19 protein-coding genes and 1 tRNA gene are annotated in these 23132 nt (G+C 59.5%); 4 read left to right on the top strand and 16 right to left on the bottom strand.

The genetic code is table 11. The annotated features are described in order from the left end of the window. Nucleotides 1-62: 62 nt before the first annotated feature. The 7 genes from HW556_RS14020 to HW556_RS14050 form a co-directional block, all read right to left on the bottom strand. Nucleotides 63-416, bottom strand: coding sequence for a DUF3140 domain-containing protein (locus HW556_RS14020; RefSeq protein WP_176900722.1), 354 nt, complete (start codon nt 414-416; stop codon nt 63-65). A 119-nt stretch (nt 417-535) separates the two neighbouring features. Further along, complete coding sequence (asnA, locus tag HW556_RS14025) at nt 536-1558, bottom strand: aspartate--ammonia ligase (RefSeq protein ID WP_176900723.1); 1023 nt, start codon at nt 1556-1558, stop codon at nt 536-538. 406 nt (nt 1559-1964) lie between these two features. Further along, a complete protein-coding gene (locus HW556_RS18940; RefSeq protein WP_176900724.1) occupies nt 1965-2699 on the bottom strand; it encodes a PD-(D/E)XK nuclease-like domain-containing protein in 735 nt (244 codons plus the stop codon). Nucleotides 2700-2918: 219 nt separating this feature from the next. After that, the gene (locus HW556_RS14035) at nt 2919-3950 is read right to left on the bottom strand and encodes an NADP(+)-dependent, decarboxylating phosphogluconate dehydrogenase (RefSeq protein ID WP_262890006.1); all 1032 of its coding nucleotides are present in this window, start codon (nt 3948-3950) and stop codon (nt 2919-2921) included. A 47-nt stretch (nt 3951-3997) separates the two neighbouring features. Beyond that, nucleotides 3998-4612: a cyclase family protein gene (locus HW556_RS14040; RefSeq protein ID WP_176900726.1), complete on the bottom strand. Its 615-nt coding sequence runs from the start codon at nt 4610-4612 to the stop codon at nt 3998-4000. Between the two features lie 60 nt (nt 4613-4672). Beyond that, a complete protein-coding gene (locus tag HW556_RS14045) occupies nt 4673-7339 on the bottom strand; it encodes an MGH1-like glycoside hydrolase domain-containing protein (protein WP_176900727.1) in 2667 nt (888 codons plus the stop codon). 88 nt (nt 7340-7427) lie between these two features. Further along, on the bottom strand, nt 7428-8246 hold the full coding sequence (locus tag HW556_RS14050; RefSeq protein ID WP_176900728.1) for an SDR family oxidoreductase: 819 nt from the start codon (nt 8244-8246) through the stop codon (nt 7428-7430). Nucleotides 8247-8459: 213 nt separating this feature from the next. Here HW556_RS14050 and HW556_RS14055 point away from each other — a divergent pair, with 213 nt between their 5' ends. Beyond that, nucleotides 8460-8888, top strand: coding sequence for an EamA family transporter (locus tag HW556_RS14055; protein ID WP_176900729.1), 429 nt, complete (start codon nt 8460-8462; stop codon nt 8886-8888). A 53-nt stretch (nt 8889-8941) separates the two neighbouring features. Here the strand turns inward: HW556_RS14055 and HW556_RS14060 are convergent, their stop codons facing one another. The 8 genes from HW556_RS14060 to HW556_RS14095 form a co-directional block, all read right to left on the bottom strand. After that, nucleotides 8942-9892 carry an NAD(P)-dependent alcohol dehydrogenase gene (locus HW556_RS14060; protein WP_176900730.1) on the bottom strand — a complete coding sequence of 317 codons (951 nt, stop codon included), beginning with the start codon at nt 9890-9892 and terminating at the stop codon, nt 8942-8944. Between the two features lie 291 nt (nt 9893-10183). Next, on the bottom strand, nt 10184-10903 hold the full coding sequence (locus HW556_RS14065) for a carbonic anhydrase (protein WP_218136932.1): 720 nt from the start codon (nt 10901-10903) through the stop codon (nt 10184-10186). Nucleotides 10904-10984: 81 nt separating this feature from the next. Then, nucleotides 10985-12586 carry a SulP family inorganic anion transporter gene (locus HW556_RS14070; protein WP_176900731.1) on the bottom strand — a complete coding sequence of 534 codons (1602 nt, stop codon included), beginning with the start codon at nt 12584-12586 and terminating at the stop codon, nt 10985-10987. A 326-nt stretch (nt 12587-12912) separates the two neighbouring features. Beyond that, nucleotides 12913-14316: a sensor histidine kinase gene (locus HW556_RS14075; protein WP_176900732.1), complete on the bottom strand. Its 1404-nt coding sequence runs from the start codon at nt 14314-14316 to the stop codon at nt 12913-12915. 47 nt (nt 14317-14363) lie between these two features. Continuing rightward, complete coding sequence (locus HW556_RS14080) at nt 14364-15041, bottom strand: response regulator transcription factor (protein ID WP_176900733.1); 678 nt, start codon at nt 15039-15041, stop codon at nt 14364-14366. Between the two features lie 75 nt (nt 15042-15116). Then, nucleotides 15117-15192: transfer RNA gene (locus tag HW556_RS14085), tRNA-Lys, on the bottom strand. A 177-nt stretch (nt 15193-15369) separates the two neighbouring features. Beyond that, nucleotides 15370-17109, bottom strand: coding sequence for a M3 family oligoendopeptidase (locus tag HW556_RS14090; RefSeq protein ID WP_176900734.1), 1740 nt, complete (start codon nt 17107-17109; stop codon nt 15370-15372). Between the two features lie 192 nt (nt 17110-17301). Then, a complete protein-coding gene (locus HW556_RS14095; RefSeq protein WP_176900735.1) occupies nt 17302-18408 on the bottom strand; it encodes a ferredoxin--NADP reductase in 1107 nt (368 codons plus the stop codon). A gap of 293 nt (nt 18409-18701) precedes the next feature. On the opposite strand from HW556_RS14095, the gene HW556_RS14100 reads away from it, so the two are divergent. Next, nucleotides 18702-19400, top strand: a complete 699-nt coding sequence (locus tag HW556_RS14100; RefSeq protein ID WP_176900736.1) for a peptidoglycan DD-metalloendopeptidase family protein — start codon at nt 18702-18704, stop codon at nt 19398-19400. Between the two features lie 125 nt (nt 19401-19525). On the opposite strand, the gene HW556_RS14105 is transcribed toward HW556_RS14100, so the two are convergent. Then, on the bottom strand, nt 19526-20740 hold the full coding sequence (locus HW556_RS14105) for an ABC transporter permease (protein WP_176900737.1): 1215 nt from the start codon (nt 20738-20740) through the stop codon (nt 19526-19528). Nucleotides 20741-20784: 44 nt separating this feature from the next. Here HW556_RS14105 and HW556_RS14110 point away from each other — a divergent pair, with 44 nt between their 5' ends. Both HW556_RS14110 and fmt read left to right on the top strand, forming a co-directional pair. Continuing rightward, nucleotides 20785-22038 (top strand): exo-beta-N-acetylmuramidase NamZ family protein, encoded by a 1254-nt coding sequence (locus HW556_RS14110; protein ID WP_176900738.1) that lies wholly within the window; start codon nt 20785-20787, stop codon nt 22036-22038. A 104-nt stretch (nt 22039-22142) separates the two neighbouring features. Then, entirely contained in the window at nt 22143-23090 is a 948-nt protein-coding gene (gene fmt / locus HW556_RS14115) for a methionyl-tRNA formyltransferase (protein WP_176900739.1), read from the top strand. Nucleotides 23091-23132: the final 42 nt, after the last annotated feature.

Below are 23132 nucleotides of genomic sequence, written 5' to 3' on the forward strand. Positions count from 1 at the left end.
GGCGGCCACGCCCCCCGCCCCTACAACGTGCTGATAGACATATATCTTGCAGCTTGGGTTTGCTACTTTTTCAGTGGATCGTGGCCCCAGTTCATGAGAGAGTAGCGCCAAGGCGATGTGTTGGTTTCGCTTTTGTCGTCGGGGCCACCCTGGGCGAGGTGGCGGCTGATGTAGCTGTGCACCTTGTGCATGTGGGCGTAATCGTCGGACACGAGGTCGGCCTTTTTCTTGTGCAGAATCTGCACGATTTTCTCACCCGAGTGGTGGCCAATGCTGCTACCATCTCCGCTGTCCTGGCCTACCGACTTCGACTCCTCGGTCTTCAGCCATTTCTCCAGCTCGGAAGCTGGCATGTTCACATCTTTCTTGAACTCGGTGTAAATATCGTCGTCGGAGTTATGGTCTTTGGCGGCCATTGGTACAAAGAGTAAAGGGTGCAGAAGAAAAACCTGGCCGCAGAAGCGACCAGGTTTTATCAACGCGAATCCAGGATGTACCGTTGTGGCTCTTCTTCCGATGGCCACCCAACGGCCATTTACAGCAACGTAATTCCTGCATCGGCCAACTCGCGGCGCACTTCCTCGGGCCAGATGCTCACCTGTACCTCCCCAATGTGCGCCTTGCGGAGCATAAACATGCACACCCGGCTCTGACCAATACCACCTCCGATGCTCTCGGGCAGTTCGCCCCGCAGCAGCCGGCCGTGGAAATCCAGCTCCTGGCGCTGCTCGCAGCCGCGCACTATCAGCTGCCGCATCAGCGCCAGACTATCCACCCGAATACCCATCGACGACAGTTCGAGAGCCGTTTGCAGCACCGGGTGCCACACCAGCAGGTCGCCGTTTAGGCCCCGGTAGCCGGGGGCAGTTTCGGTGCTCCAGTCGTCATAGTCGGGGGCGCGGCCGTCGTGGGCCTCCCCGTTGCCGAGCGCGCCCCCAATGCCCATCAGGAACACGGCGCCATACTGGCGAGCGGCCTCGTGCTCGCGCTCCTTGGGCGTGAGCTCGGGATACTGGCGCAACAGGTCTTCGGCGTGCAGAAACGTGATGCGGCCGGGCAGCACCGGCAGAATATCGGGGTACCGGGCAGCCACCTCGGCCTCGGTGGCCCGTAGAGCCTCGTAAATCTGCTCGACGGTGGCGCGCAGGAACTCCGGCGTCCGCTGCTCGGCGGTTATGCACTGCTCCCAATCCCACTGATCGACGTAGATGGAGTGGATGGGCGAGTAGTCTTCGTCGGGGCGCAGGGCGCGCATATCAGTGAGCAGGCCACGGCCGGCCGCTATGCCCATCTCATGCAGCCGCAGCCGCTTCCACTTGGCCAACGAATGTACCACCACGGCCCGGCGCTCGGCCAGCGCTTTTATCGGGAAAGCCACCGCTCGCTCTACCCCGTTCAGGTCGTCGTTGATGCCAGTGCCGTCGAGCACGGCAATGGGGGCCGAAACACAGCTCAGGCGCAGGCGGTGGGCCAGTTCGCGGGCAAATACGCTTTTCACCAGGCTAATTGCCTCTTCGGTTTCAAGCAGGTCGGTGGTGGTCATTTCGGCGGTAATCATGGCGCTGTTTTTTAAAGGGTTTGAGAGAGTTTTTATTTTCAAAAAGGCACACGGGTTTCCCTGCTCCGGCCGGAGCATTTTTTCGATTTTTTATTCCGTTAGATAAATTTCAGCTCCGGCTCAGTAACTACCCTTTACAGGGCCATTTTTGCTCCAGGGGCACAAAAAAAGCCTTCCGGAGAGGAAGGCTTGAGAAAAAAATCAATTACTGATTTTTAATTTTCCCAGGGAGCAATAGCCTTCCAGTCCCGAATAATATTATTATTCGAATTATTATTCTGGCGGATATTGCGGAAGTGGCGCATTGGAATACCCCGTTTATTCAGGAGTTCACAAGTATAGTAAGTTGCTATAATATTTGCAAGTTTTTATGCGCATATTTTTATTTAACCTGTTCTGCAGGCTGCTATGCGGGTTCATCATCCGGCTCGCCGCTCAACGCATGGCGCACAGTACGCACGGCCGGTAGCACCGAAAGCGGCACGGGCGCTTCGGGATGCAGCAGGTGCAGCAGGCGCAGGTACTTGGCTCGGCCTTCCGAACGCATCTGCGGAGGCACGGCATACACAAACACTTTAAAGGGCTCCGTTTTCTGAACGCCTATCAGCAAAAACCGTTCGGCCTGCAGCGCATCGGCATAAAAGGCGGCCTGCCGGTCGTAATCGTAATAGGTACACTGCTCCACGAAGTGGTTGTAATCGCGGGCCATCGTGGTTTTGAAATCCACAACAGTGTAGGGGTGGCCGGGGTGGTCGATGACTAAATCGGCGCGCAGCTTGCAGAGCGTGCCCGTGGTAGGCTCGGTGAAGATGCAGCTGGGTTCGGGCGTGCCTACCTCAAGCAGCACCTTTACCTCGGGGTCGAGCTGCACGCCTTCCACCATCCACCAGATAAGCGTGTCGTTGATGCCGGGCTGGCCCGATTCGTAAAGGTCGGGTTCGAGCAGGGCTGTGTGGAAGGCCGTGCCCAGGCCCAGCGCCCCGCCTACGCTGCTATGGGGCCGCGGCGGACGGCCATTCAGGGCGTCGCGCAGGCGCGATAGGTCGGAGTTGGCAATGGCCGGTAGGGCGCGGTAGTCATCGTAGGGGATGCGCAGCAGATCGGGACGGGGGGGCAGCGGAGTAGCAGTTGGGTCAGTCACAGAAGAAGAACAGCAGAGTCGGAAGGATAGTTGGCTTTGGATTGGGGGAATGAGGTGGTGAGAACGGTCATTCTGAGCGAAGCGGAGCGCAGTCGAAGAATCTCTACCGCTTCGCTGCCGGCCTGCCAGCCCCGTTTCCTTGGGGAAGATGAATCAACGAAGCAGTAGAGATTCTTCGACTGCGCCTCCGGCTCCGCTCAGAATGACCGTTTTATTACCTCACCCCTCCTCCCCTTTTGCAAGTTTCGGCATTTCGTACTCGCCCACGCGGCCAAAGCGCCGCTCGTGCTTCAGGCCTTCATCTTCGCCGTAGGGGTGGCCGCCAAAGCCATGGCGCATCATGGCAATAGCCTTGGCCCAAGTGGGGTTTTGGTCGCGGGAAGTGAAGAGCTGCATAATCGACTGCGAAATAACCGGGATGGGCACTTCCATGCGCAGGGCATCGGCCACCAGCCAGTTCACTTCGCCAGTATCCTCGATGTAGCTGGGCACATTGAAGCTGCCGCCTTCCTGATCGTACATCTGTTTCATGAGCTGCACCAGCCACGAACGCACCACCGAGCCGTTGTTCCACAGGCCCAGGATGGCACTGATGTCTAGTTCTTCGCGGAAGTGAGTAAGCATGCCCATGCCCTCGCCAATAGCCTGCAGCATACCGAACTCGATGCCGTTGTGCACCAGCTTCACATAGTGGCCCGTGCCGGCCGGGCCAGTATGTAGGAACCCCTCGGGCACGGCGGTATCCACGAAAAAGTCTTTCAACTGGCTTACGGCCTCGTCCTTGCCGCCCACCATGTAGCAGGCGCCGTTGCGGGCACCAGTGGGGCCGCCACTGGTGCCGCAGTCGATAAAATAAATACCCTTGCGCTGCAGCCGGTCGGCGCGGCGGATTGAGTCGCCCCAGTACGAGTTGCCGCCGTCCACGATGATGTCGCCTTCCTCAAAATACGGCTCCAACTGGTCAATCAGGCCATCGACGGCCGCGCCGGCTGGAATGTAGAGGAATACCTTGCGCGGGCGCTCCAGTTGCTGGGCCAGTTCGGCCACGGTAGTTACCACGCGCAGGCTATCGGTTTCGAGGTCGGGTCGGGGCCGGATGTCCATGCCCACTACGGGGTAGCCCTTCTCAACGGCCTGCAGGGCCAGGCCTGCACCCATCTTACCCAAGCCGATAATTCCTATTTGCGTCTTTTTCATGCGATGAGATTTTCTGAATGAGCGAACCGGACGGATACGTAGCAGGCCCAGCAAGCTGAGCGATATGTCCGTTTCTGAAGGCCGCTCTTAGCTTTCCGTTTCTACAGCTTACGGGCCAATACGCGGGCAGGGGCACCGTCGGTGCCTTTTATTTTCAGCGGCAGGCACAGCAGTTCGTACTCGCCGGGCTGCGCGTGCTGCAGGGCAAGGCCCTCGATTACGCTGACGCCCGAGCCAAGCAGGATGTGGTGCGTGTCGGCGTTACCGACCGAGAGGTAATCGACGCCCACGCACACCACGCCCTTATCGCGCAGCCAGGCAGCAGCTTCGGCCCCAAGGCGCACAAAGTCGGGGTTGAAAGGCTCAGTTGACCAGTTGCGGGCAGAGTTGCGGGTTTTGAACAGCACCCGGCTGCCCTTTTCCAGCTTCAGGTGCTCCACGTCGGCCAGGGCAATAAACTTTTCCGAATCGACAGCTACCAGCAGCGCCGGCCCCATCAGGTGGGTTAGATCGAGGCTGGCTGCGTCGGAGCCATCGGCCAGAAAGTGCAGCGGCGCATCGACGTGCGTGCCCGTATGTACACTCATACTGATTTCCGACACGTTGGCCGCCGCGCCATCGGTCATGCTCAGGGTGCGGCGGATGCGCACCGGCGCGTTATCGGGCCAGTAGGCCATGCCGTCGGTGATAGGGGTCGTAAAGTCGAGCCATTCCATAGTTCAGGGGTTTAGGATCGGGGGCAAACTGTGTTGAGGACGCCACGCAGACGGTCCGTCTCACTTAGGCATCCCCGGCATTTCATCGGTGTGGGGCTGAATGAGCTTGGCTACGAGGCCGGTCCAGCCGGTTTGGTGGGTAGCGCCGAGGCCCTCGCCGGTGTCGCCATTGAAGTACTCGTGAAAAAGCAGATGGTCGCGGAAGTGGGGGTCGGTCTGCATCTGCTGGTTGGTCCCGAAACAGGCCCGCTGGCCGTTTTCATCGCGCAGAAACAGCTTGATGAGCCGGTCGGTCAGGGCCTGCGATATTTCGAGAATCGTGCAGTACGTGCCCGAGCCCGTGGGGTATTCCACCTTGAACTCGGGACCGTAATAGTGGTAAAACCGCTGTAACGACTCCACAATCATGAAGTTGGTGGGCATCCAGACAGGGCCGCGCCAGTTGCTGTTGCCCCCGAACAGCGACGTAGTAGACTCGGCCGGCTCATAGCTGACCTTCGCGTTTATGTCGCTTTCGTGCTCGAACACATACGGGTGCTGCAGGTGGTGGCGCGAGAGGCTACGTACGCCGTGCTCGGACAGGAATTCGGCCTCATCGAGCATGCGGCGCAGCAGTAGCTTCATGCGGTGGCCGCGCAGCAAACTCAGCAGGTGGCGCTGGCCCTTGCCCGGCTCCTGCCAGCGGCTTACCAGGGCGGCCAGCTCGGGGCGGTTGTCCAGAAACCAGTTCAGTCGGCTTACAAACCAGGGCACATCCTGCAGGGTAGCCGTATCGAGAACCTCCACGGCAAACAACGGAATAAGGCCCACCATGGACCGCACCCGCAACGGAAAGCGGCCGCTGTCGGGCGTATTCAGCACATCGTAGTAGAAGCCGTCCTCGTCGTCCCACATGTCGATGCTTTCATCCGACACGCGGGTCATGGCCTGGGCGATGTACAGGAAGTGCTCGAAAAACTTGCTGGCCAAATCCTGGTACACCGGGTTAGTGCGCGACAGTTCCAGGGCAATGCGCATCATGTTGAGCGCGAACATGGCCATCCAGGCGGTGCCGTCGGCCTGCTCGATGTAGCCGCCGGTGGGCAGCGGGGCCGAGCGGTCGAACACCCCAATGTTGTCGAGGCCCAGAAAGCCGCCCTCGAATACGTTGCGGTTGTCACGGTCTTTGCGGTTCACCCACCACGTAAAGTTGAGCAGCAGCCGATGGAACACGCTTTCCAAAAACGCCGTGTCGCCTTTGCCGCCGCGCTGTTTCTGATCGATTTTATACACGCGCCAAGTGGCGTAGGCATGCACCGGCGGGTTCACATCACCAAACTTCCACTCGTAGGCCGGCAGCTGACCGTTGGGCGCCATGTACCAGTCGCGGCACAATAGCCGAAGCTGTTTCTTGGCGAAGTCGGCATCAACCATAGCCAGCGGTAGGCAGTGAAAAGCCAGGTCCCAGGCCGCATACCACGGATACTCCCACTTGTCAGGCATCGAGATGATGTCGGCGTTGTTGAGCTGTTTCCAGTTGTGGTTGCGCCCGTGCAGGCGGCTGGCGGGCGGCTCAGGCAGGGCCGGGTCGCCGCGCAGCCACTGGGCCACATCGTAGTAATAGTACTGCTTGCTCCAGAGCATACCGGCCAGCGCCTGGCGCTGCACGTTGCGGGCGTCGGTACTCTCCACCCCTTTCTGCAGATCGTGGTAATAGGCGTCGGCCTCCTGTTGGCGCTGCTCCAGCAAAGCGGCAAAATCGGCAAAGGGCTGCGCGAGACCGGGGGCCGCCAGCCGCAGCCGCACCGTGCAGCTTTCGCCGGCCGGCACCTGCAGCAGGTAATGCGCGGCCGCCTTGGTACCCTGGCGGGCCGGATTTACGGCTTGTTTCCGGCCATGGAGCAGGTAGTCGTTGATGCCGTCTTTGCAATAAGCAGAAGGGTTTTTGGATTGAAAAAGGCGTCGGGCGTTGGTTTCGTTGTCGCAGAACAGCAGCTCGGGCAGCTGCTCATCAGTCGGCTCGCAATACAGCTCCAAGCCGGGCAGGGTGGTATGGTCAACGGCTATGGAGGGGCCCGATTCGGATGCCCGCAGCTCGGGTTTGTACTGGCTATGGCCCCAGGCCCAGGTGTTGCGCAGCCATAGCTGGGGCAGCACATGCAGCGGGGCGGGCTGGTCGCCGCGGTTATGCACCGTAATCTGCAGCAGCAGGTCGTCGGGGCCGGCCTTGGCGTACTCGATGACAATATCGAAGTAGCGGTTCTGTTTGAAAACCAGCGTATCAATCAGGTCGAACTCGGGCTTATCGCGGCCGCGGCGGGCGTTTTCGGTTACCAGCCAGTCGTACGGAAAAGCGTGCTGCGGATACTTATACAGCATCCGCATGTAGGAGTGGGTGGGCGTGTTGTCGAGGTAATAGTACAGCTCCTTTACATCCTCGCCGTGGTTGCCTTCGGGGCCGGCCAGCCCAAACAGCCGCTCCTTCAGAATAGCATCCTGCCCGTTCCAGAAGGCCGGCGCCAGACACAGCAATTGCTGGTCGTCGCTGACGCCGCCAATGCCCTCCTCGCCCCAGCGGTAGGCATACGAGCGGGCCATGTCGTGGGTGGTATAGGTCCAGGGCTGGCCATCGGCCGAGTAGTCTTCGCGCACGGTGCCCCATTGCCTATCCGACACGTAGGGGCCGAAGCGGTGCCATTCAGCCTTCTTGTCGCGCAGCTCCTGCTGCCGTTGCTGCTCCTGGTTCATGCGTTGAAATTTTGGTGTTTTAAACGAGGTAGGGGCGGGGACAAGCCCCGCCCCTACCTCGTCCCCCTATCTCCGTTTTCAGTTCAACTCAGCCGTTATCGGCAAAGCCTGGGTACAGGGTCATGCCGCCGTCGGCGAAAATGCTGGTGCCAGTCACGTAATCCGACTCGTCGGAGGCCAGCCAGACGGCTACTTTGCCAATGTCGACGGGTTGGCCGATGCGGCCGTAGGGGATGAGCGTGAGCAAGTCGCGCTCTTCCGCGGGCGTATCGCGGGCCGTGAGGTTGATGGGCGTGGCAATGGCGCCGGGCGCAATGCTGTTGATGCGGATTTTATGCGGGGCCAGCTCCTGGGCCATGCTTTTCATAAGCAGCATAATGCCGCCCTTGCTGGTGGCGTAGTTTACGTGGCCCGCCCACGGAATGACCTCGTGCACCGAGCTCATGCAGATAATCTTGCCCAGGGCGCTGGAAATTTCCTCCTGCGGGCCGCGGCGCAGAAACTCCCGGGCCGCCTCGCGGGCGCATAAAAACTGGCCCGTCAGGTTCACGTCAATTACCTTCTGCCACTGCGCCAACGTCATGTCCACGAACTTGGCATCAACCTGAATGCCGGAGTTGTTGACCAGAATGTGTAGCGTGCCGAACTTCTCACGGATGAAATCGAACATAGCCAGCACATCGTCTTCCTGGCTCACATCGGCCTGAAACGATACGGCCTGGCCGCCCGCGTCGGTAATTTCCTTTACCACGGCCGCCGCCTCATCGTGGCTGTGGGCGAAGTTGACGATGACCGAGGCACCCTCGGCGGCCATGCACCGGGCCACGCCAGCCCCGATGCCGGAGCTGCCGCCCGTAATCAGGGCAATCTGGTTCTGGAGTCGCTGGGCAGATGGGGCAGTTGGCATAGTGGAGAGGGGAAAAGGGAAGAATGGTAGCGCTTGCCGCTATTGGCTAGACTCCCTTTAAATAGCTTTGGTTACATGATCATGAATTAAATCCCTGATCTACATGTGTTTACCCTTTAAAACAATTCCCTTCCGCTCCTTCTTGCTACCCGCCAGCTAGCCGCACCCCACGGCCCGCCCGTACACCCGCCGTATCTTTTTAGTCCCGCGTTCATGTGGATAGTTTTTTCGTTGCTGGCCGCGCTGTCGGCCGCCGTTGTCGTCACCCTCTCCAAAGTCGGCGTCAAGAATATTGAGTCGAGCCTGGCCTTCGCCGTGCAGTCGGTGCTGATTGTGGGCGTGGCCTGGAGCGTGGTGGCTTGGCAGGGCCACTTGGGGCAGGTACAGGAAATCGACCGGCGCACCTGGCTGTTTTTGATTGGGGCCGGCGTGCTTACCTGCGCGTCGTCGCTGTTCTCGTTTCAGGCTCTCAAGCTGGGCCTGGCCTCCCGCACCGCCTCGTTCGATAAAATCTCGCTCGTGTTTTCCATCCTATTAGCCGTCTTTTTCCTCAAGGAGAAAGTATCCTGGCAACTCGTGGCCGGAGCCGTGCTCATGGCCGGTGGTGCCCTGCTCATCGCCTTTTCGGCTGAGGAAAAGTAACTTTTGGGAGGTCAGGGCATAGCTGGCCAGCCAAAAAGCGCAATGGGAGGCCCCTACTCCCCCACCGTCAGCACCACTTTACCGTTCGATTCGCCTTCTTCGTTGTAGCGGTGGGCGGCGGCAGCCTCGCTCAGCGGGAAGGTTTTGTCCACGATTACGCGCAGCGTGCCGGCCTGCAGCCAGGCTGAAATCAGAGCCAGGTCGGGGCCGCTGGGGTCGGCCAGCAGCACGTGGGCCGATTTGGTGGTCCGTAGCGCCGCCAGCTTACCGGCGACCACCGTCACGGGCTGCGGGTCGGTGCTTACGTAGCGACCGTTGCGGCGTAACGCCGCTTGGCTGCCCACAAAGCTCGACTTGCCGGCCGCATCGAATATCAGGTCATAGCGGCTCAGGTCCTTTGTAAAATCGTGGGCTCTGTAGTCGATGGCGCGGTCGGCACCAAGGCCGCGTACCAGCTCCAGGTTTTCGGCGCTGGCCGTGCCGGTTACCTCGCCCGCACCCAGCGCCTTGGCCAGCTGCACGGCAAAGGCCCCTACGCCACCCGAAGCCCCGTTGATGAGCACCCGGTCGCCGGAAAGCAACTGACCCTTGTCGCGCAGGGCCTGCAGGGCCGTGAGGGCGGCTAGCGGCACGGCCCCGGCCTGCTCGAAGCTCAGATTTTCGGGGATGAAGGCCGCCGCGCCACCGGCCAGCAAAGCGTATTCAGCGTTGGCCCCACCGGTGCCGCCGTCGGCCATCCCGTACACCCGGTCGCCCACCGCAAAGCGCACTACCTGGTTGCCCACCGCAGCCACCTCGCCCGCTACATCGCGCCCCGGAATCATCGGAAAATTGAAACCCGTCAGCAGCTTAATGTCGCCGCGGCGCACTTTCCAGTCGATGGGGTTGATGCTGCTGGCCCGCACCCGCACCAGAATTTGGTTCGGCTGGGGCGTGGGGGTAGGTTGCGGCCCGTAGCGCAGCACATCAGCCGGGCCGTATTCGTTGAAGTAGATGGCGTTCATAGTAGCATTCATGGCTTTCCGAAATTTGGGTTTTACGTACGCTGACATGTTGGTGGCTCCTGAAAATCGGCCAGACACAAGGCGCAGTAGCGGCCTGCAAAACCAGCCTATCAACTCGTAGTTCTACGGCCCCTTCCTGGCCGGGCGTTGCCAAAACATTCGGGGGTGCCGGCTACCAAGCACAAAAAACCGCCGCACCTGTCGGGTACGGCGGTTTCAATGGTCGAAAACTAGTTCTTCTAGCAAGCGCGCCTACTATCAGAGGGTCTTGTGGAGCATTGGCGGGGCCAACTAGGCCTTCTGGTCGGTTAGCTTGGGCTTGTCGTCGGTCAGCTTGGTATTGTTCGTTTCTTCTTCCAGCACCTTGGCCGCATACTGCTGAGCATTGGTGCTATAAATGTGGTCGAATTCGGCAATCATGTTTTCCTCCACCTTCAGGTCGGAGAGCAAGCCTTCCTTGATATCGTAAACCAACCCGTGCAGCCGGGGCGGCTTAGCGCCCTTGCGCGCGTTCTGGATAATGCTGGTTTTGGCCAGGTTGCGAACCTGCTCGATTACGTTGAGCTCCACGAGGCGGCGCAACCGCAGCTCGTCGTCTTCAACGCTCATAAACTCGGTTTCATGCACCCGAATAACGTCGCGGATGTTGGTTAGCCAGCCGTCGATGAGGCCGTACTGCTTGTTGCTGGCGGCGGCGGCCACGCCCCCGCAGCCGTAGTGGCCGCACACAATAACGTCCTGCACGCCCAGTACTTCTACGGCGTATTGCAGTACCGACAGCATGTTGAAATCGGTATGCACCACCATGTTGGCAATGTTGCGGTGCACAAACATTTCGCCCGGGCCGGTGCCGGTGATGGCCGAGGCCGGCACCCGCGAATCGGAGCAACCGATGAACAGGTATTTAGGCTGCTGACCATCGGCCAGACGGTTGAAGAACTCCGGGTCGGCAGCACGCTGCTCTTTTACCCACTGGCGGTTGTTTTTCAGAATTGATTCGATGCCGTTCATATACAGAAGAGAAAAAATTAGATGGTTGGAAATAAATTAGATGGTTGAAAATAAAACGGTGAAACAGAGCCGAATTGTCTGCTAGTGGCCTATTACCTCTACCTGGGGAATGTCGCGCAACTCCACCTGAATGCCCCGATCGGGCGCACCCTGGCGGAAGTTCTCGATGGCCTCTAGCACGTCGTAATCAATAAATACCGAACTGGAGCCATCGATAATAACGCTGGAGTTGAGCGGTAGTTCCTCCAGTACCTTGATGATACTGGCTTTGTTGAGAAACGATAACTGCGCGGACAGGCGTAGAACAATCGGGCCGTTATCGGCGCCCTCTTCGGTGGGTTTGCTCAGGTAATAAGCCGAGTCGTAGTTGGCCTTCAGAATGTAGAATACGCCTACTACCAGGCCTAGCACCACGCCCTTGAGCAAATCGGTGAACATAATGGCTGTGATAGTAACGATGAAGGGCAGAAACTGCTGCCAGCCAAGCTTCCACTGGGTCCGGTAAAGGGAGGGGTTGGTGAGCTTGTAGCCAATAATGAGCAGGATGGCGGCCAGCGCCGACAGCGGAATACGGTTGAGCAGCGGGGCCAGAAACAGCAGGCTCACCAGCAACAGCACGCCGTGGAAAAAGGCCGACATGCGCGTTCGGCCCCCGGAGTTGACGTTGGCCGAGCTACGCACGATAACGGCCGTCATCGGCAGGCCACCGAGCAGGCCACTCACCATGTTGCCCACGCCCTGGGCCATCATCTCACGATTGGTAGGCGTGGTGCGTTTGAGCGGGTCGAGCTTATCAACGGCTTCTACGCTAAGCAGCGTTTCGAGCGAGGCTACAATGGCAATAGTGAAGGCCACGGTATATGTTTCCGGCCGGGTGAAGGCCGCCCAGTCGGGCGTCGTGATAAGGCCGGCCGCATCCTGTAAGGAATTGATGGGAGGCAGGCGCACTAAGTGTTCGGACTTAATGAGCAGATCTGGAGCCAGCGCCCGGAAAGCTTCGTTGAGCGCAACAGCTGCCACCACCACAACTAACGCCCCCGGCACCAGACGGGCCGCTTTTAGGCGCTTGCTGATCACTTTATCCCATACTAGCAGTATTATCAAGCAGATCAGACCGACCAGAGCCGAGCCGGGCCGCAGGTTTTCAATGGCATTTCCAATTTCAGTAAACGTGTTGCGACCGTCGGCTTGGCTGAAGCTAAAATCTGCGAAATAATCGGCATCAACCCCTAAAAAGTGCGGAATCTGCTTTAGAATCAGAATCAGCCCAATAGCGGCCAACATACCGCGGATAACTGAGGTAGGAAAGTACAGCCCGATAATGCCTGCCCGGGCAATGCCCAGCACAATTTGCAATATACCAGCCAACACTGTGGCGGCCAGCACGGCTTCAAATGAGCCCAGCGTGGCAATTGCCGCCACTATAATAGCCGTGAGGCCAGCTGCCGGACCGCTTACACTCAGCGCCGAGCCACTAAGCCAGGATACCACTATGCCGCCCACAATACCGGCAATAACGCCCGATAGCAAAGGCGCACCCGAGGCTAGCGAAATACCCAGGCACAACGGCAGGGCTACCAGAAAAACCACTAATCCGGCAGGCAGATCTTGGCCGAGTGAACTGAATGATGAGGGAAGCCGGTCTGAGGCCGCCGTTTTCGATGTAGGGGTGGTTTTTGCCATAAAAGCGAAGAGCAATGCAGAAAATGATGCTCCCTACGACCCGAGAACATGTAGGTAGTCAGTGCAAGAGTACGGTCGGGCCATTAAACCCTGATTAAAAATTAATTAAAGCCAGATTAAAACCATGCAAACTTCTGGTGAACGACGAATCTGGTTCTACACTTACTGGTGATTATCCATTGGAAGATTCAAGACACAAATTGATACGTGTACCGCGCTATAAATGCATCCCGGCTGTTCGCCAAATCAGGAGCGCGGAAGCTATTTATGACGCGCCTGTTCAGGCTGTTAGCTTCTCGTATCGACGTTATTGCACTGCCTAGCTCCTAGCCCGCGGCCGGGAAATCGAGCAGCACGCGGGTGCCCTTACCCAGAGCGCTGGCCACCTCTACGCGCCCGGCGTGCAATTCCATTATTTTGGCCGTGAGGGGCAGGCCAATGCCATGACCAGGCACCATACGCACGGCCTCAGCCCGGAAAAACGGCACGAACACCTGCTGCCGGTCGGCCTCACTCATGCCGGGCCCCTGATCGACGACGAGTAGCTGCACGTGGCTGCGGCTGGCAGTGAGCGTGGCCACAATGGGCGCGGCCGAACTGGCATCTGTGAACTTACAGGCGTTTTCCAGAATATTGAGGAATGCCACCAGCACCAGCGCTTCGTTGCCGAGCACGGCAAACGGTATAGCAGTTGCTTCGCCGGGTGCTTCGCGGAAGTCGAGGTCGATGCGGCGGGTGGGGTGGCGTCGGTGCAGTTCCTCATGGGCCATCAGCAGCAGCTCGTCGAGGCGCAGGCGGATGCGCGGTACCTGGCTGGGGTCGTCGGAAGCGCGGGCAATCTGGAGCAGGCCGTTGGTCAGGTCCTTGAGTAGCCGGGCCGCATCGAGGGTGGTGCGGAGCACCCGCTGGTACTCTTCGGGGGGGCGCTCCTGCTGGAGCAGGGCCACTTCGAGCTGCCCGATAATGGCGGCAAGCGGTGTGCGCAACTCGTGCGAAGCGTCGCGCACGAAGGTTCGCTGGCCCACGAAAGCCGTTTCGAGCCGGTCGAGCAGGCTATTGAAGCGCTGAGCCAGCAACGACACTTCGTCGCGGCCCTGGCCGGGGCTCAGGCGCTGGTGCAGGTCGGAAGCCGTGATGCTATCTACTTCGCGGATGATACGCTTCATAGGCATGAGCGCCTGGCCGGCAAAAATCAACCCCCCAATGCCCACGACTACAAGCGAAACCAGCAGCCCGAAGGTAAGCACGGTCAGCAGGTTACCCAGCTTTTCTTCGCTATCGGCGTCCACCGACGAGGCGACAACCACAAAGTTGCCCCGGCCGGGCTCCTTGTAGAGTAAGCCCACCGTTTGATGAAAACGGCCCTCGAAACGAACCTCGCGGCCGGTCTGACGCACCTGCTGCAGCAGGGCAACCGGTACGGCCTGGTTCTGGCGCCCCTCGCGGAACACTAACCGGTTGCGGGCATCGAACACATGTACTTCTTCGGCCGGCAGCGTGCGGTAAAATTGCCGCAGATAACGCCGGTATGAAGCCCGACTCCGCTCATCGCCACGACGCGTGCCATCCAGGTACACATGCGCGACCACCCGCGCCCGCAAAAACAGACTTTCGGTAAACGCCTCGTGCCGCGACTGATAAGTGAAAAAGTAGATTACGGCCGCAAACAGCAACAGCGTGACCACTAAAATAGCCGCGAACTGTACTGTGAGCCTCGTGCGAATCGTCATGAGCTAGAAATCAGGAATGCACCTTATGCCTTATTTGGCAGCTTCTCCTACTCTTCCTTCATCACGTAGCCCATACCTACAAGCGTATGGATGAGCTTGGGCGTGAAATCCTTATCGAGCTTTTTACGCAGGAAGTTAATGTACACGTCGATGACGTTGGAGCCAGTGTCGAAGCTCGTATCCCAGACCTGCTCCAGAATATCGACCCGCGACACAACACGGTTCTGGTTGCGCAGCAAGTATTCGAGCAGGGCAAACTCGCGGGCTGTAAGCTGAATGGGCTGCCCGGCCCGGTGTACCATTTTACTAGCCGGATCGAGGGTGAGGTCGGCCAGTTGGAGCATACCGCCGGCCGGAGCCACATCGTGGCGGCGGCGCGTGAGGGCACGAATGCGGGCCAGCAACTCCTGAAACGCAAAGGGTTTTACTAAGTAGTCGTCGGCCCCGGCGTCGAGGCCCCGAATCTTGTCGTCGGTTTCGCCCAGGGCCGTAAGCATCAGAATGGGTACGCCGGTGTTCTGGGTACGCACCTGTCGGCATACCTCCAACCCGCTCAGGCCCGGCAGCAGCGTATCAAGGATAAGCAAATCGTAGCCCCCCTGTTTGGCTAGGCGCAAGCCCAGCAAGCCATCGGCAGCCAAATCCACATGGTGGTGTTGCTCACTTAAGCCCTGATGCAGAAACGCGGCAACCTTGGGCTCGTCTTCAACCAGCAGAATTTTCATGGCTGCAAGATACGCGACCAGCCGGCCCCGAAACCCAAATAAAAAACCCTCACTACGCAGCGTAGTGAGGGTTTTTGGTGATCCCGCTGGGATTCGAACCCAGGACCCATACATTAAAAGTGTATTGCTCTACCAGCTGAGCTACAGAATCATTCCGTCTTGTATGGCTAAAGCCTTTTCAGATGGGAGTGCAAAAGTAGCAGGTTTATACATGCGTTACAAGCAAACGAGGCGTTTTTCCCGTTTACCCTCTCTACCTGTTAGCCAATACCCTGATATTCAACTAAGATCATTTACTACCGCCCTCCTATTCTCAGATGGGCAACCGCTATAGCTTGGCCATTTCATCCTGCACGAAGTCGGCTAGGGTGCGCAGATACTCGGTGCTGAAGTCGAAACGGATACCGGCCGCCGCGTAGATCTCGCCAATCGGAGCCGTATAGCCTAGGGCCAGGGCGCGCTGGTAGCCCTCCAAGGCAGCCTGCGGGTTCTGGCGGTAGTTGCGCCACACGGCAATAGCCCCAAGCTGGGCCATAGCGTATTCGATGTAGTAGAAAGGCACTTCGTAGAGGTGCAACTGCTTTTGCCACAAGTAGGGCTTGATGTGCTCTAGCCCCTTCCAGCTCACGGTGCGCTGGTTGAACTCATCGAACAGCTCGATCCAGCGGGCGTGGCGCTGCTCCTCGGTGTGGGTCGGGTGCTCGTATACCCAGTGCTGAAACTTGTCGATAGTAGCCACCCAGGGGAAGGTTTCGAGCACGCTTTCGAGGTGGGTGCGCTTGGCCCGCCGCAACTCGTCGGGGTCGGTAAAGAACACGTCCCAATGGTCGAGGCTGAGTAGCTCCATGCTCATGGACGCCAGCTCGGCTACCTCGGAAGGCGGATGCTTGTCGGCGCCCAGCGGCAGGCGGCGCGTGAGGAAGCTGTGCACGGCGTGGCCGCCCTCGTGCAGCATCGTTACCACATCGCGCAGGCTGCTGGTGGCATTCATGAAGATGAAGGGCACGCCCGTTTCGTCGAGCGGGTAGTTGTAGCCGCCGGGGGCTTTGCCCTTGCGGCTTTCGAGGTCAAGGTTGCCCATCTGCCCCATCGTGCGCAGGCACTGACCCAGAAACGGGTCGAGGCGGTCGAAGACGGTGGTGGTTTTGGCCAGCAGCTCCTCCCCCGTCGCAAACGGCCGTAGCGGGGCCAGGCCCGATACGTCTACGTCGAGGTCCCAGGGGCGCAGCTCAGGCAGGTTAAGGTCTTGGCGGCGCTCCAGATCGAGGTTGTCGGTGAGCGGCACCACGGTTTCGCGGATGGCGCGGTGGAAGTCCAGCGTGTCCTGGGGCGTGTAGTCGAATCGACCAAGAGCGGCGAACATGTAGTCGCGGAAGTTGGCAAAACCAGCGTTCAGAGCCACTTGGTGACGCAGACCGATTAGGCGCGTGTACAGCTCATCGAGGGCTTTAGCATCCTGCAGACGACGCTCCTGCACGGCCCGCCAAGCGGTTTCGCGCACCTGGCGGTCGGGGCTTTTTAGGCGGTCGGCGGCGCGGGGCAGCGTCAGCTCCTCGCCGTCAAGCGTTACTGTCATGGCGCCGGCCAGGGCGGCATACTGCTGCTGCTGGGTGCTGATTTCGGTTTTAAGCGGCACGTTTTCGGGCCGGTAGATGGCCAGCGCCTGCCGCACCGACCGCACAAATACCCGGTAGCGGTTTTCATCCAGCTCACTCAAAAACTCCGAAGCCAGCATCTTTTCGTTGAGCGCATGTTCGTAGGGCGCAACGTGGGGCTCAATCTCGTTCACAAAAAACTGAAACGCCTCGGTGCGCGCACTGTCCTGGGTGTCGCAGGTCATGCGGATGTAGCGCCAGGCCAAATCCTCGCTCAGCGCTGCTTCCAGCTCCGAACGGTTCAGCAGCCAGCGCTCCAGTTCGGCGGCCGAGCCAATTTTCCGGTCGCGCAGTTCCAGGAAGTAGGGCTCAATCGTGTCCCAGTTGGTAACGGTGAACGACTCGGGCAAATACTGGCGTGGGGGGCGCTGGGTATCGGTGGCGAGGTTGGCGGCGGGCGTGGAATAGGTCATAAGAGGACGTCAGGAAGTAAAAAAGGGAACCGGAAAGCATTGAGCAAGGAGGAAATAAAATAGAACGTCATGCTGAGCCGGTCGAAGCATTTCTACTGCAATAGCAACCGTGATGTTCGGTTACCATTCCGGTAGAGATGCTTCGACCGGCTCAGCATGACGTTCCTTTCGCCTTCAACTCCTCAAAAAGCGCTACCCAATCTCAATTACCACGTCGCTCGTAAGCGGGTGGCCGACGCAGGTAAGCACGTAGCCTTGGTTCATTTCGGAGTCAGAAAGTCCTTCGCGCTCGTCGAGGTGGACTTTGCCCGAAAGGCATTTGCCGCGGCAGGCGGTGCATAGGCCGGCTTGGCAGCTGTAGGGCAGATCGATGTCCTGGTCGAGGGCCGCTTCGAGAATAGTTTGGTCGGGGCTGACCTCGAACTGGTATTCAGCCCCCTCGTAGTGAATGGTGACGTTGCGGGAATTGCTCTGCTCATCATCAGCGGCGGCCGACACGTCGCCGTGCCCACCCGACTGGGCAGCAGCCTCGGCCGTATCAGCGGCGGCCACGAAACTCTCGCGGCGCACGCGGGCGGCTGGCACACCCAGCAGCTCCAGGGCCGACTGGGCTTCCAGCATCAGGCCGTCGGGGCCGCAGAGGAAGTATTCGGCCTGGGCCGCCGGAAACTGGTGGCGCTGCTCCAGAATCCGGAGCAGGGTGGTGCGGTTGAGGCGGCCGGTGTGCTTGTGCTCGGCTGAAGGGCGCAGGGGCTGGCTGAACACATGCTCAATCTGGAAGCGGCCGGCGTACTGCTGCTCCAGTTGCCGCAGCTGGTCGGCAAAAATCACCGATTCCTCGTTGCGGTTGCCGTAAATAAGCAGCACGTGGCTCTTGGGCTCGTCGCTCAGAATGGCTTTGAGCATGCTCATGAGCGGAGTAATGCCCGAGCCGGCACCCACCAGCACAATGGAACGCGCCGCCTGGGGCTGGGGCGCCAGTACGAAGTTGCCAAGCGGGGCCATTACCTCCAATTGCTGGCCCACCTGCACGGTATCGAGCAGGTAATTACTTACCAGGCCGCCCGATACACGCTTTATTGTAACGGCCAGGCGCGGGGCCTCGCCCGGTGTGCTGCTAAGCGAATAAGCGCGGCGCTCCTTCTTGCCGCCGGGTCCGCAGGGCAGAATCAGGGTCAGGAACTGGCCCGGCTGGCAGGCAACGGGCTGGCGGTCGGGCCGCTCGAAATGGATGGTAACGGCGTCGGGGGTTTCCTGGGTCAGCTCAACAACGGTCAGCGTCAGGTAGGGGCTACTCATAAAGGCAGATAGATCTTACGGGGTGGGTTTGAACACAAAGTTCGTTATTCGATTTTTGTTTCTCACACAGAACGTCAGAAGGAGCAGAACTGCCGTGCTGAGCGAAGTGGAGCTGCCAGGTAGAACAAACGGAACGGTTCAGGCAGAACAGATAGAACTGTCATGCTGAGTGCAGCGGAGCGGAGTCGAAGCATCTCTACCGTGAAAGTAATCCTGGCGTTTGGTTAGCATTGCAGTAGAGCTGCTTCGGCTGCGCTCAGCATGACGTTTTACTTCCTCATTAACCCACCCAAATGCTTTCCGACTTACTCCGCCGCCACCAAGCCGATTTTGGCCCCGTACTGCCCGTCGACCTGAACTCGCCCGAGGTGGCGCGCCTCGATTTTACGGCCACCAACCCGCTACTCACCGCTGCCAACCTGCACGACACGGCCACCTTCGACCAGTTGGTAGCCCGGCTGCTGGCCGATAAAAACGCCCTGATTGGCGTGGGCGGCTACCTCGAAGACCGGGTCATCTACCGCCGCAGCCCCAGCCTGTTCGACGCCGACCCCACGGCCCCTGCCCGCTCGCTGCACTTGGGCGTAGATGTATGGCTGCGCGCCGGTACGCCGGTGCTGGCCCCGCTGGCGGCCACCGTGCACAGCCTCGCCGACAACGAAGGGCACGGCAACTACGGCCCCACCGTCATTCTGGAGCACGAACTGGAAGGCGTGGTTTTTTACACGCTCTACGGCCACCTAACACGCCGCGAAACGGCCCTGCTACACCCCGGCCTCACCATTGAAAAGGGCCAAACCTTTGCCGAAGTAGGACCCGCGCCTGAAAATGGCGACTGGCCACCGCACCTGCATTTCCAGGTTATGGCCGATTTACAGGGCCGCGTAGGCGACTTTCCCGGCGTGGCGCTAGTGTCGGAGCGCGCCACCTGGGCCGCCCTATGTCCCGACCCAAACCTGATTCTGCAAAGCCGCCACCTGGCCACGGAGTAGCACAGTTTTCCCTGATTTTGCAGGTCATCAAAAAGGCCACCTCATCTGAGGTGGCCTTTTTGATTTCAAATCAATAGACGGCTAAGTCCCGGAAAGGAAATGTGAGCAAAACCGTGTATCCGTGGTCAGTCGAATTTGATAGCTGCTACCGGCTTGATGCGCGAAATCAGGTAAGTTGGGATGAGCACGGCCAGCAGGGAGGTGAAGAACGTGGCCGCGTTGAGCATCAGGATGATAGTCCAGTCCCAATGAATCGGCACGCGGTCCATGTAGTAGTTTTCGGGGTCGAGCGGGATGATGTGCAGGTAGTATTGCATGGCGCAGAAGCCCAGCCCGATCAGGTTGCCCCACAGAATTCCGCGCACCGTCAGGCTCAGGCCGCGGAAGAAGAACATGCTCCGGATCTGGTTGTCGGTGGCCCCAATGGCCTTCAGCACCCCAATCATGTTAGTGCGCTCCAGAATCATGATAAAAATGGTGGCTACCATGTTAAAAGTCGCCACGAAAATTATCAGTACCAGGAAGATAACTACGTTGCGGTTAAGCAGCTTCAGCCACTCGAACAGCTGCACGTACTGCTCGGTAATTTTATCGAGCTTGAGGTCGTAGCGCAGGTTTTCGTAGAGGTTGTCGGCTACCGGATCGAGGCGGTTGAAGTCCTTGAGCGTGACTTCGAGCCCGCCCACCAGCGTATCGGGCCAGGCATTCAGGTCGCGGATCTGGCGGATGTCGCCGATAACAAAGGCCTCGTCAAACTCGTCGAGGCCAGTCTGGTAGATGCCGCTGACCACGAACTGTCGCACCCGCGGCGGACTCTGGATAAAGTAGAACAGGGCCTTGTCGCCAACTTTGAGCCGCAGCTTGTCGGCCACTTTGCGCGACACCAGCACGTCGTTGCTGGCCGAAGAGTCGGAGAAGGTAATGAACTTGCCGGCAGCCAGATTCTTACGCATCGAGGAGGGGCTGGTCTTCTCGTCGATGCCCTTAATCACCACGCCCAGCACCTCATCCTTGGTTTTGATGATGGCCGTTTTGCGGGCGAAGGGCTGAATGGTGGCTACCTGCGGATTCTCACGCAACTCGCGCATAAGCTGCGGCTGGCCAATCGGTTCGGCTTCGAGCGAGTTGTTGGTGTCGTACTTACTGATTTGCAGGTGCGAGCCGAAGGAGAAGATTTTGTTCTGGATTTCGTTGCGGAAACCTTCCAGAATAGCAAACGACACCACCATCACGGCCAGTCCCATGGCAATGCTGATGATGGCTATCTTTGTCACCGACGAGGTGAACGAGCCAGCATCGGCCCCGTCAATCTTATGAGATATGTACTGCGAAACGTTCACCGGCGTAAAGCTAGATGAATCCAAGTAGTTTTCCACTCCTGCCCATGCCTTCTTTCCTGCCCCAGAGTTTGCTCAGCCTCGCGCTGCTGCTCACCGACTGTACCCGCCCGGCCCAGATGGGTTCGACCACAGCCGCTCAGCCCACCGCGCCCGCGGCCCAAACGGTGGCCGCACCGCCCCAGGTGGTGCTGGAACAGCCGGCGGCCGCGCCGCTGCAGGTGGCCGCCGCGCAGTTTGATAAGTATCTGCCGCTGCTGCAGGGCAAACGCGTGGGATTGGTAGTGAACCAGACTGCCCGCGTGGGCCAAGCGTTTCTGGTAGATACGCTGCTGAGCCGGGGCGCGAACGTGAAGGTGATTTTCGGGCCCGAGCACGGTTTCCGGGGCGAGGCAGCCGATGGGGCTACTATCAAGGATGGTAAAGACGCCCGGAGCGGCCTGCCAGCGCTGAGTTTGTACGGATCCACCAAAAAGCCCACGCCCGAGATGCTGCGCGACATCGACGTGCTGGTATTCGACATTCAGGATGTGGGGGCACGCTTCTACACCTTCATCAGCACGATGCACTACGTGATGGAGGCCGCCGCCGAGCAGGGCAAGGAGGTCATCATCCTCGACCGACCCAACCCCAACGGCTGGTACGTAGATGGCCCGGTGCTGGAGCCCAAATACAAAACTTTCGTCGGCATGCACCCTATTCCTGTAGTGCATGGCCTGACGGTGGGCGAGCTGGCCCAGATGATAAACGGCGAAAAATGGCTGGCCGGCGGCAAAAAATGCCGCCTGACGGTTATTCCGGTAGCCGGATACACCCACGCCACACGCTACGAACTACCGGTGCGCCCCTCCCCCAACCTGCCCACCGCCCACTCCGTCGACCTCTACCCGAGCCTGTGCCTGTTCGAGGGCACCGACGTGAGCGTGGGCCGCGGCACCGACCGGCCCTTCGAGGTAATAGGGGCACCCACCCAGCCCGCCAGCCGCCCGTTCAGCTTCGTACCCACGCCCAACCCCGGCTCCACTTCGCCACCCCAGAACGGCAAGCGCTGCTACGGCCAGGATTTGAAAGGCACTGGCGAAATCGGCTTCACGCTTTCATATCTGATTGACTACTACAACCAGAGCACCGCCAAGGACAAGTTCTTCACTTCGGGCTTCGAGCGGCTGATGGGCACGGGCGAAACCCGCCAGCAGATTATTGCCGGTAAGTCGGAAGCCGAAATCCGGACCACCTGGGAGCCGAAGCTGGGCGCTTACAAGGCGATGCGCCAGAAGTATCTGCTGTATCCGGAAAAATAAATTTCACGCAGTGTTTTGGGGTAGATGGCGCGGTGTCTCGCAGCGTCGTTCAACGGCCACCCAGAAACACTGCGCTATCCACCCCGAGACACTACGTGAAAAATATGCTGAAAATCATCTTCATGGGCACCCCCGAATTTGCGGTGCCTACCCTTGAGGCGCTCCTAAGCTGGGAAGGTTGCCAGGTAGTGGCCGTGGTTACGGCACCCGACAAACCCGCGGGCCGCGGCCGGCAGCTGCAAGGCTCGGCTGTGAAGGCCACCGCCGAGGCCCATGGCCTGCCCGTGCTTCAGCCCACCAATCTCAAGGACGCTGAATTTCAGGCTGAGCTGAAAGGCTATGGAGCCGATTTGCAGGTGGTGGTAGCTTTCCGGATGCTGCCCGAAGCGGTGTGGAATATGCCACCGCTCGGCTCCATCAATGTGCATGCCTCGCTGCTGCCCCAGTACCGGGGCGCGGCCCCCATCAACTGGGCCCTCATCCACGGCGACACCCAAACAGGCGTTACGAGCTTCTTCCTGCGCCACGAAATCGACACCGGCAACCTTATCTACCAAGATGCCGTGGATATTGCACCGGAGGATGACTTCGGCTCGCTCTACGAGAAGTTAAAGGCGGCCGGGGCCGCATTGGCGTTGCGCTCGGTGCAGGCCATTGCCGCCGGAAATGCGCCCAGCAGCCCGCAGCCCGAATTGCCGGAGTTGAGGCCGGCCCCCAAGCTCACCAAGGAAACCGGCCGCCTCGACCCCATGCAGCAGTCGGCACCGGCGCTGGCCAACCTAGTGCGCGGCCTCGCCCCCATTCCCACGGCCTTCATCCAACTGCCCGACGGCCGTACGCTTAAAGTATTTAAAGCCCAACCCTTCAGCGACGAGGAAGCCAGCGGCCCCGACATGGGCGGCGCCGGCCATTGGTACACCGACGGCCGCAGCTACCTGCGCCTGCAAACCGCCGACGGCCTACTCGACCTGCTCGATGTACAGCTGGAAGGCAAAAAGCGTATGCCCGTCCAAGACTTCCTCCGCGGCTTCGATGTAAAGCTGCTTGGCTAGTGATTAAATTACGGAGGTCGATGTAGGGGCGGGGGGTGTGCC

The sequence above is a fragment of the Hymenobacter terrestris genome, assembly GCF_013377905.1.
GTDB classification, from domain to species: domain Bacteria; phylum Bacteroidota; class Bacteroidia; order Cytophagales; family Hymenobacteraceae; genus Hymenobacter; species Hymenobacter terrestris.

Bases quoted from the DNA above. Each gene is read 5' to 3' on its own strand.
- HW556_RS14040 (WP_176900726.1), bottom strand. From the start codon at position 4,612: ATGGAATGGCTCGACTTTACGACCCCTATCACCGACGGCATGGCCTAC.
- asnA (WP_176900723.1), bottom strand. From the start codon at position 1,558: ATGATTACCGCCGAAATGACCACCACCGACCTGCTTGAAACCGAAGAG.
- HW556_RS14065 (WP_218136932.1), bottom strand. From the start codon at position 10,903: ATGAACGGCATCGAATCAATTCTGAAAAACAACCGCCAGTGGGTAAAA.
- HW556_RS14100 (WP_176900736.1), top strand. From the start codon at position 18,702: ATGCTTTCCGACTTACTCCGCCGCCACCAAGCCGATTTTGGCCCCGTA.
- HW556_RS14110 (WP_176900738.1), top strand. From the start codon at position 20,785: ATGCCTTCTTTCCTGCCCCAGAGTTTGCTCAGCCTCGCGCTGCTGCTC.
- HW556_RS14070 (WP_176900731.1), bottom strand. From the start codon at position 12,586: ATGGCAAAAACCACCCCTACATCGAAAACGGCGGCCTCAGACCGGCTT.
- HW556_RS14060 (WP_176900730.1), bottom strand. From the start codon at position 9,892: ATGAACGCCATCTACTTCAACGAATACGGCCCGGCTGATGTGCTGCGC.
- HW556_RS14045 (WP_176900727.1), bottom strand. From the start codon at position 7,339: ATGAACCAGGAGCAGCAACGGCAGCAGGAGCTGCGCGACAAGAAGGCT.
- HW556_RS14055 (WP_176900729.1), top strand. From the start codon at position 8,460: ATGTGGATAGTTTTTTCGTTGCTGGCCGCGCTGTCGGCCGCCGTTGTC.
- HW556_RS14020 (WP_176900722.1), bottom strand. From the start codon at position 416: ATGGCCGCCAAAGACCATAACTCCGACGACGATATTTACACCGAGTTC.
- HW556_RS14080 (WP_176900733.1), bottom strand. From the start codon at position 15,041: ATGAAAATTCTGCTGGTTGAAGACGAGCCCAAGGTTGCCGCGTTTCTG.
- HW556_RS14050 (WP_176900728.1), bottom strand. From the start codon at position 8,246: ATGCCAACTGCCCCATCTGCCCAGCGACTCCAGAACCAGATTGCCCTG.
- HW556_RS14090 (WP_176900734.1), bottom strand. From the start codon at position 17,109: ATGACCTATTCCACGCCCGCCGCCAACCTCGCCACCGATACCCAGCGC.
- fmt (WP_176900739.1), top strand. From the start codon at position 22,143: ATGCTGAAAATCATCTTCATGGGCACCCCCGAATTTGCGGTGCCTACC.
- HW556_RS14075 (WP_176900732.1), bottom strand. From the start codon at position 14,316: ATGACGATTCGCACGAGGCTCACAGTACAGTTCGCGGCTATTTTAGTG.
- HW556_RS14095 (WP_176900735.1), bottom strand. From the start codon at position 18,408: ATGAGTAGCCCCTACCTGACGCTGACCGTTGTTGAGCTGACCCAGGAA.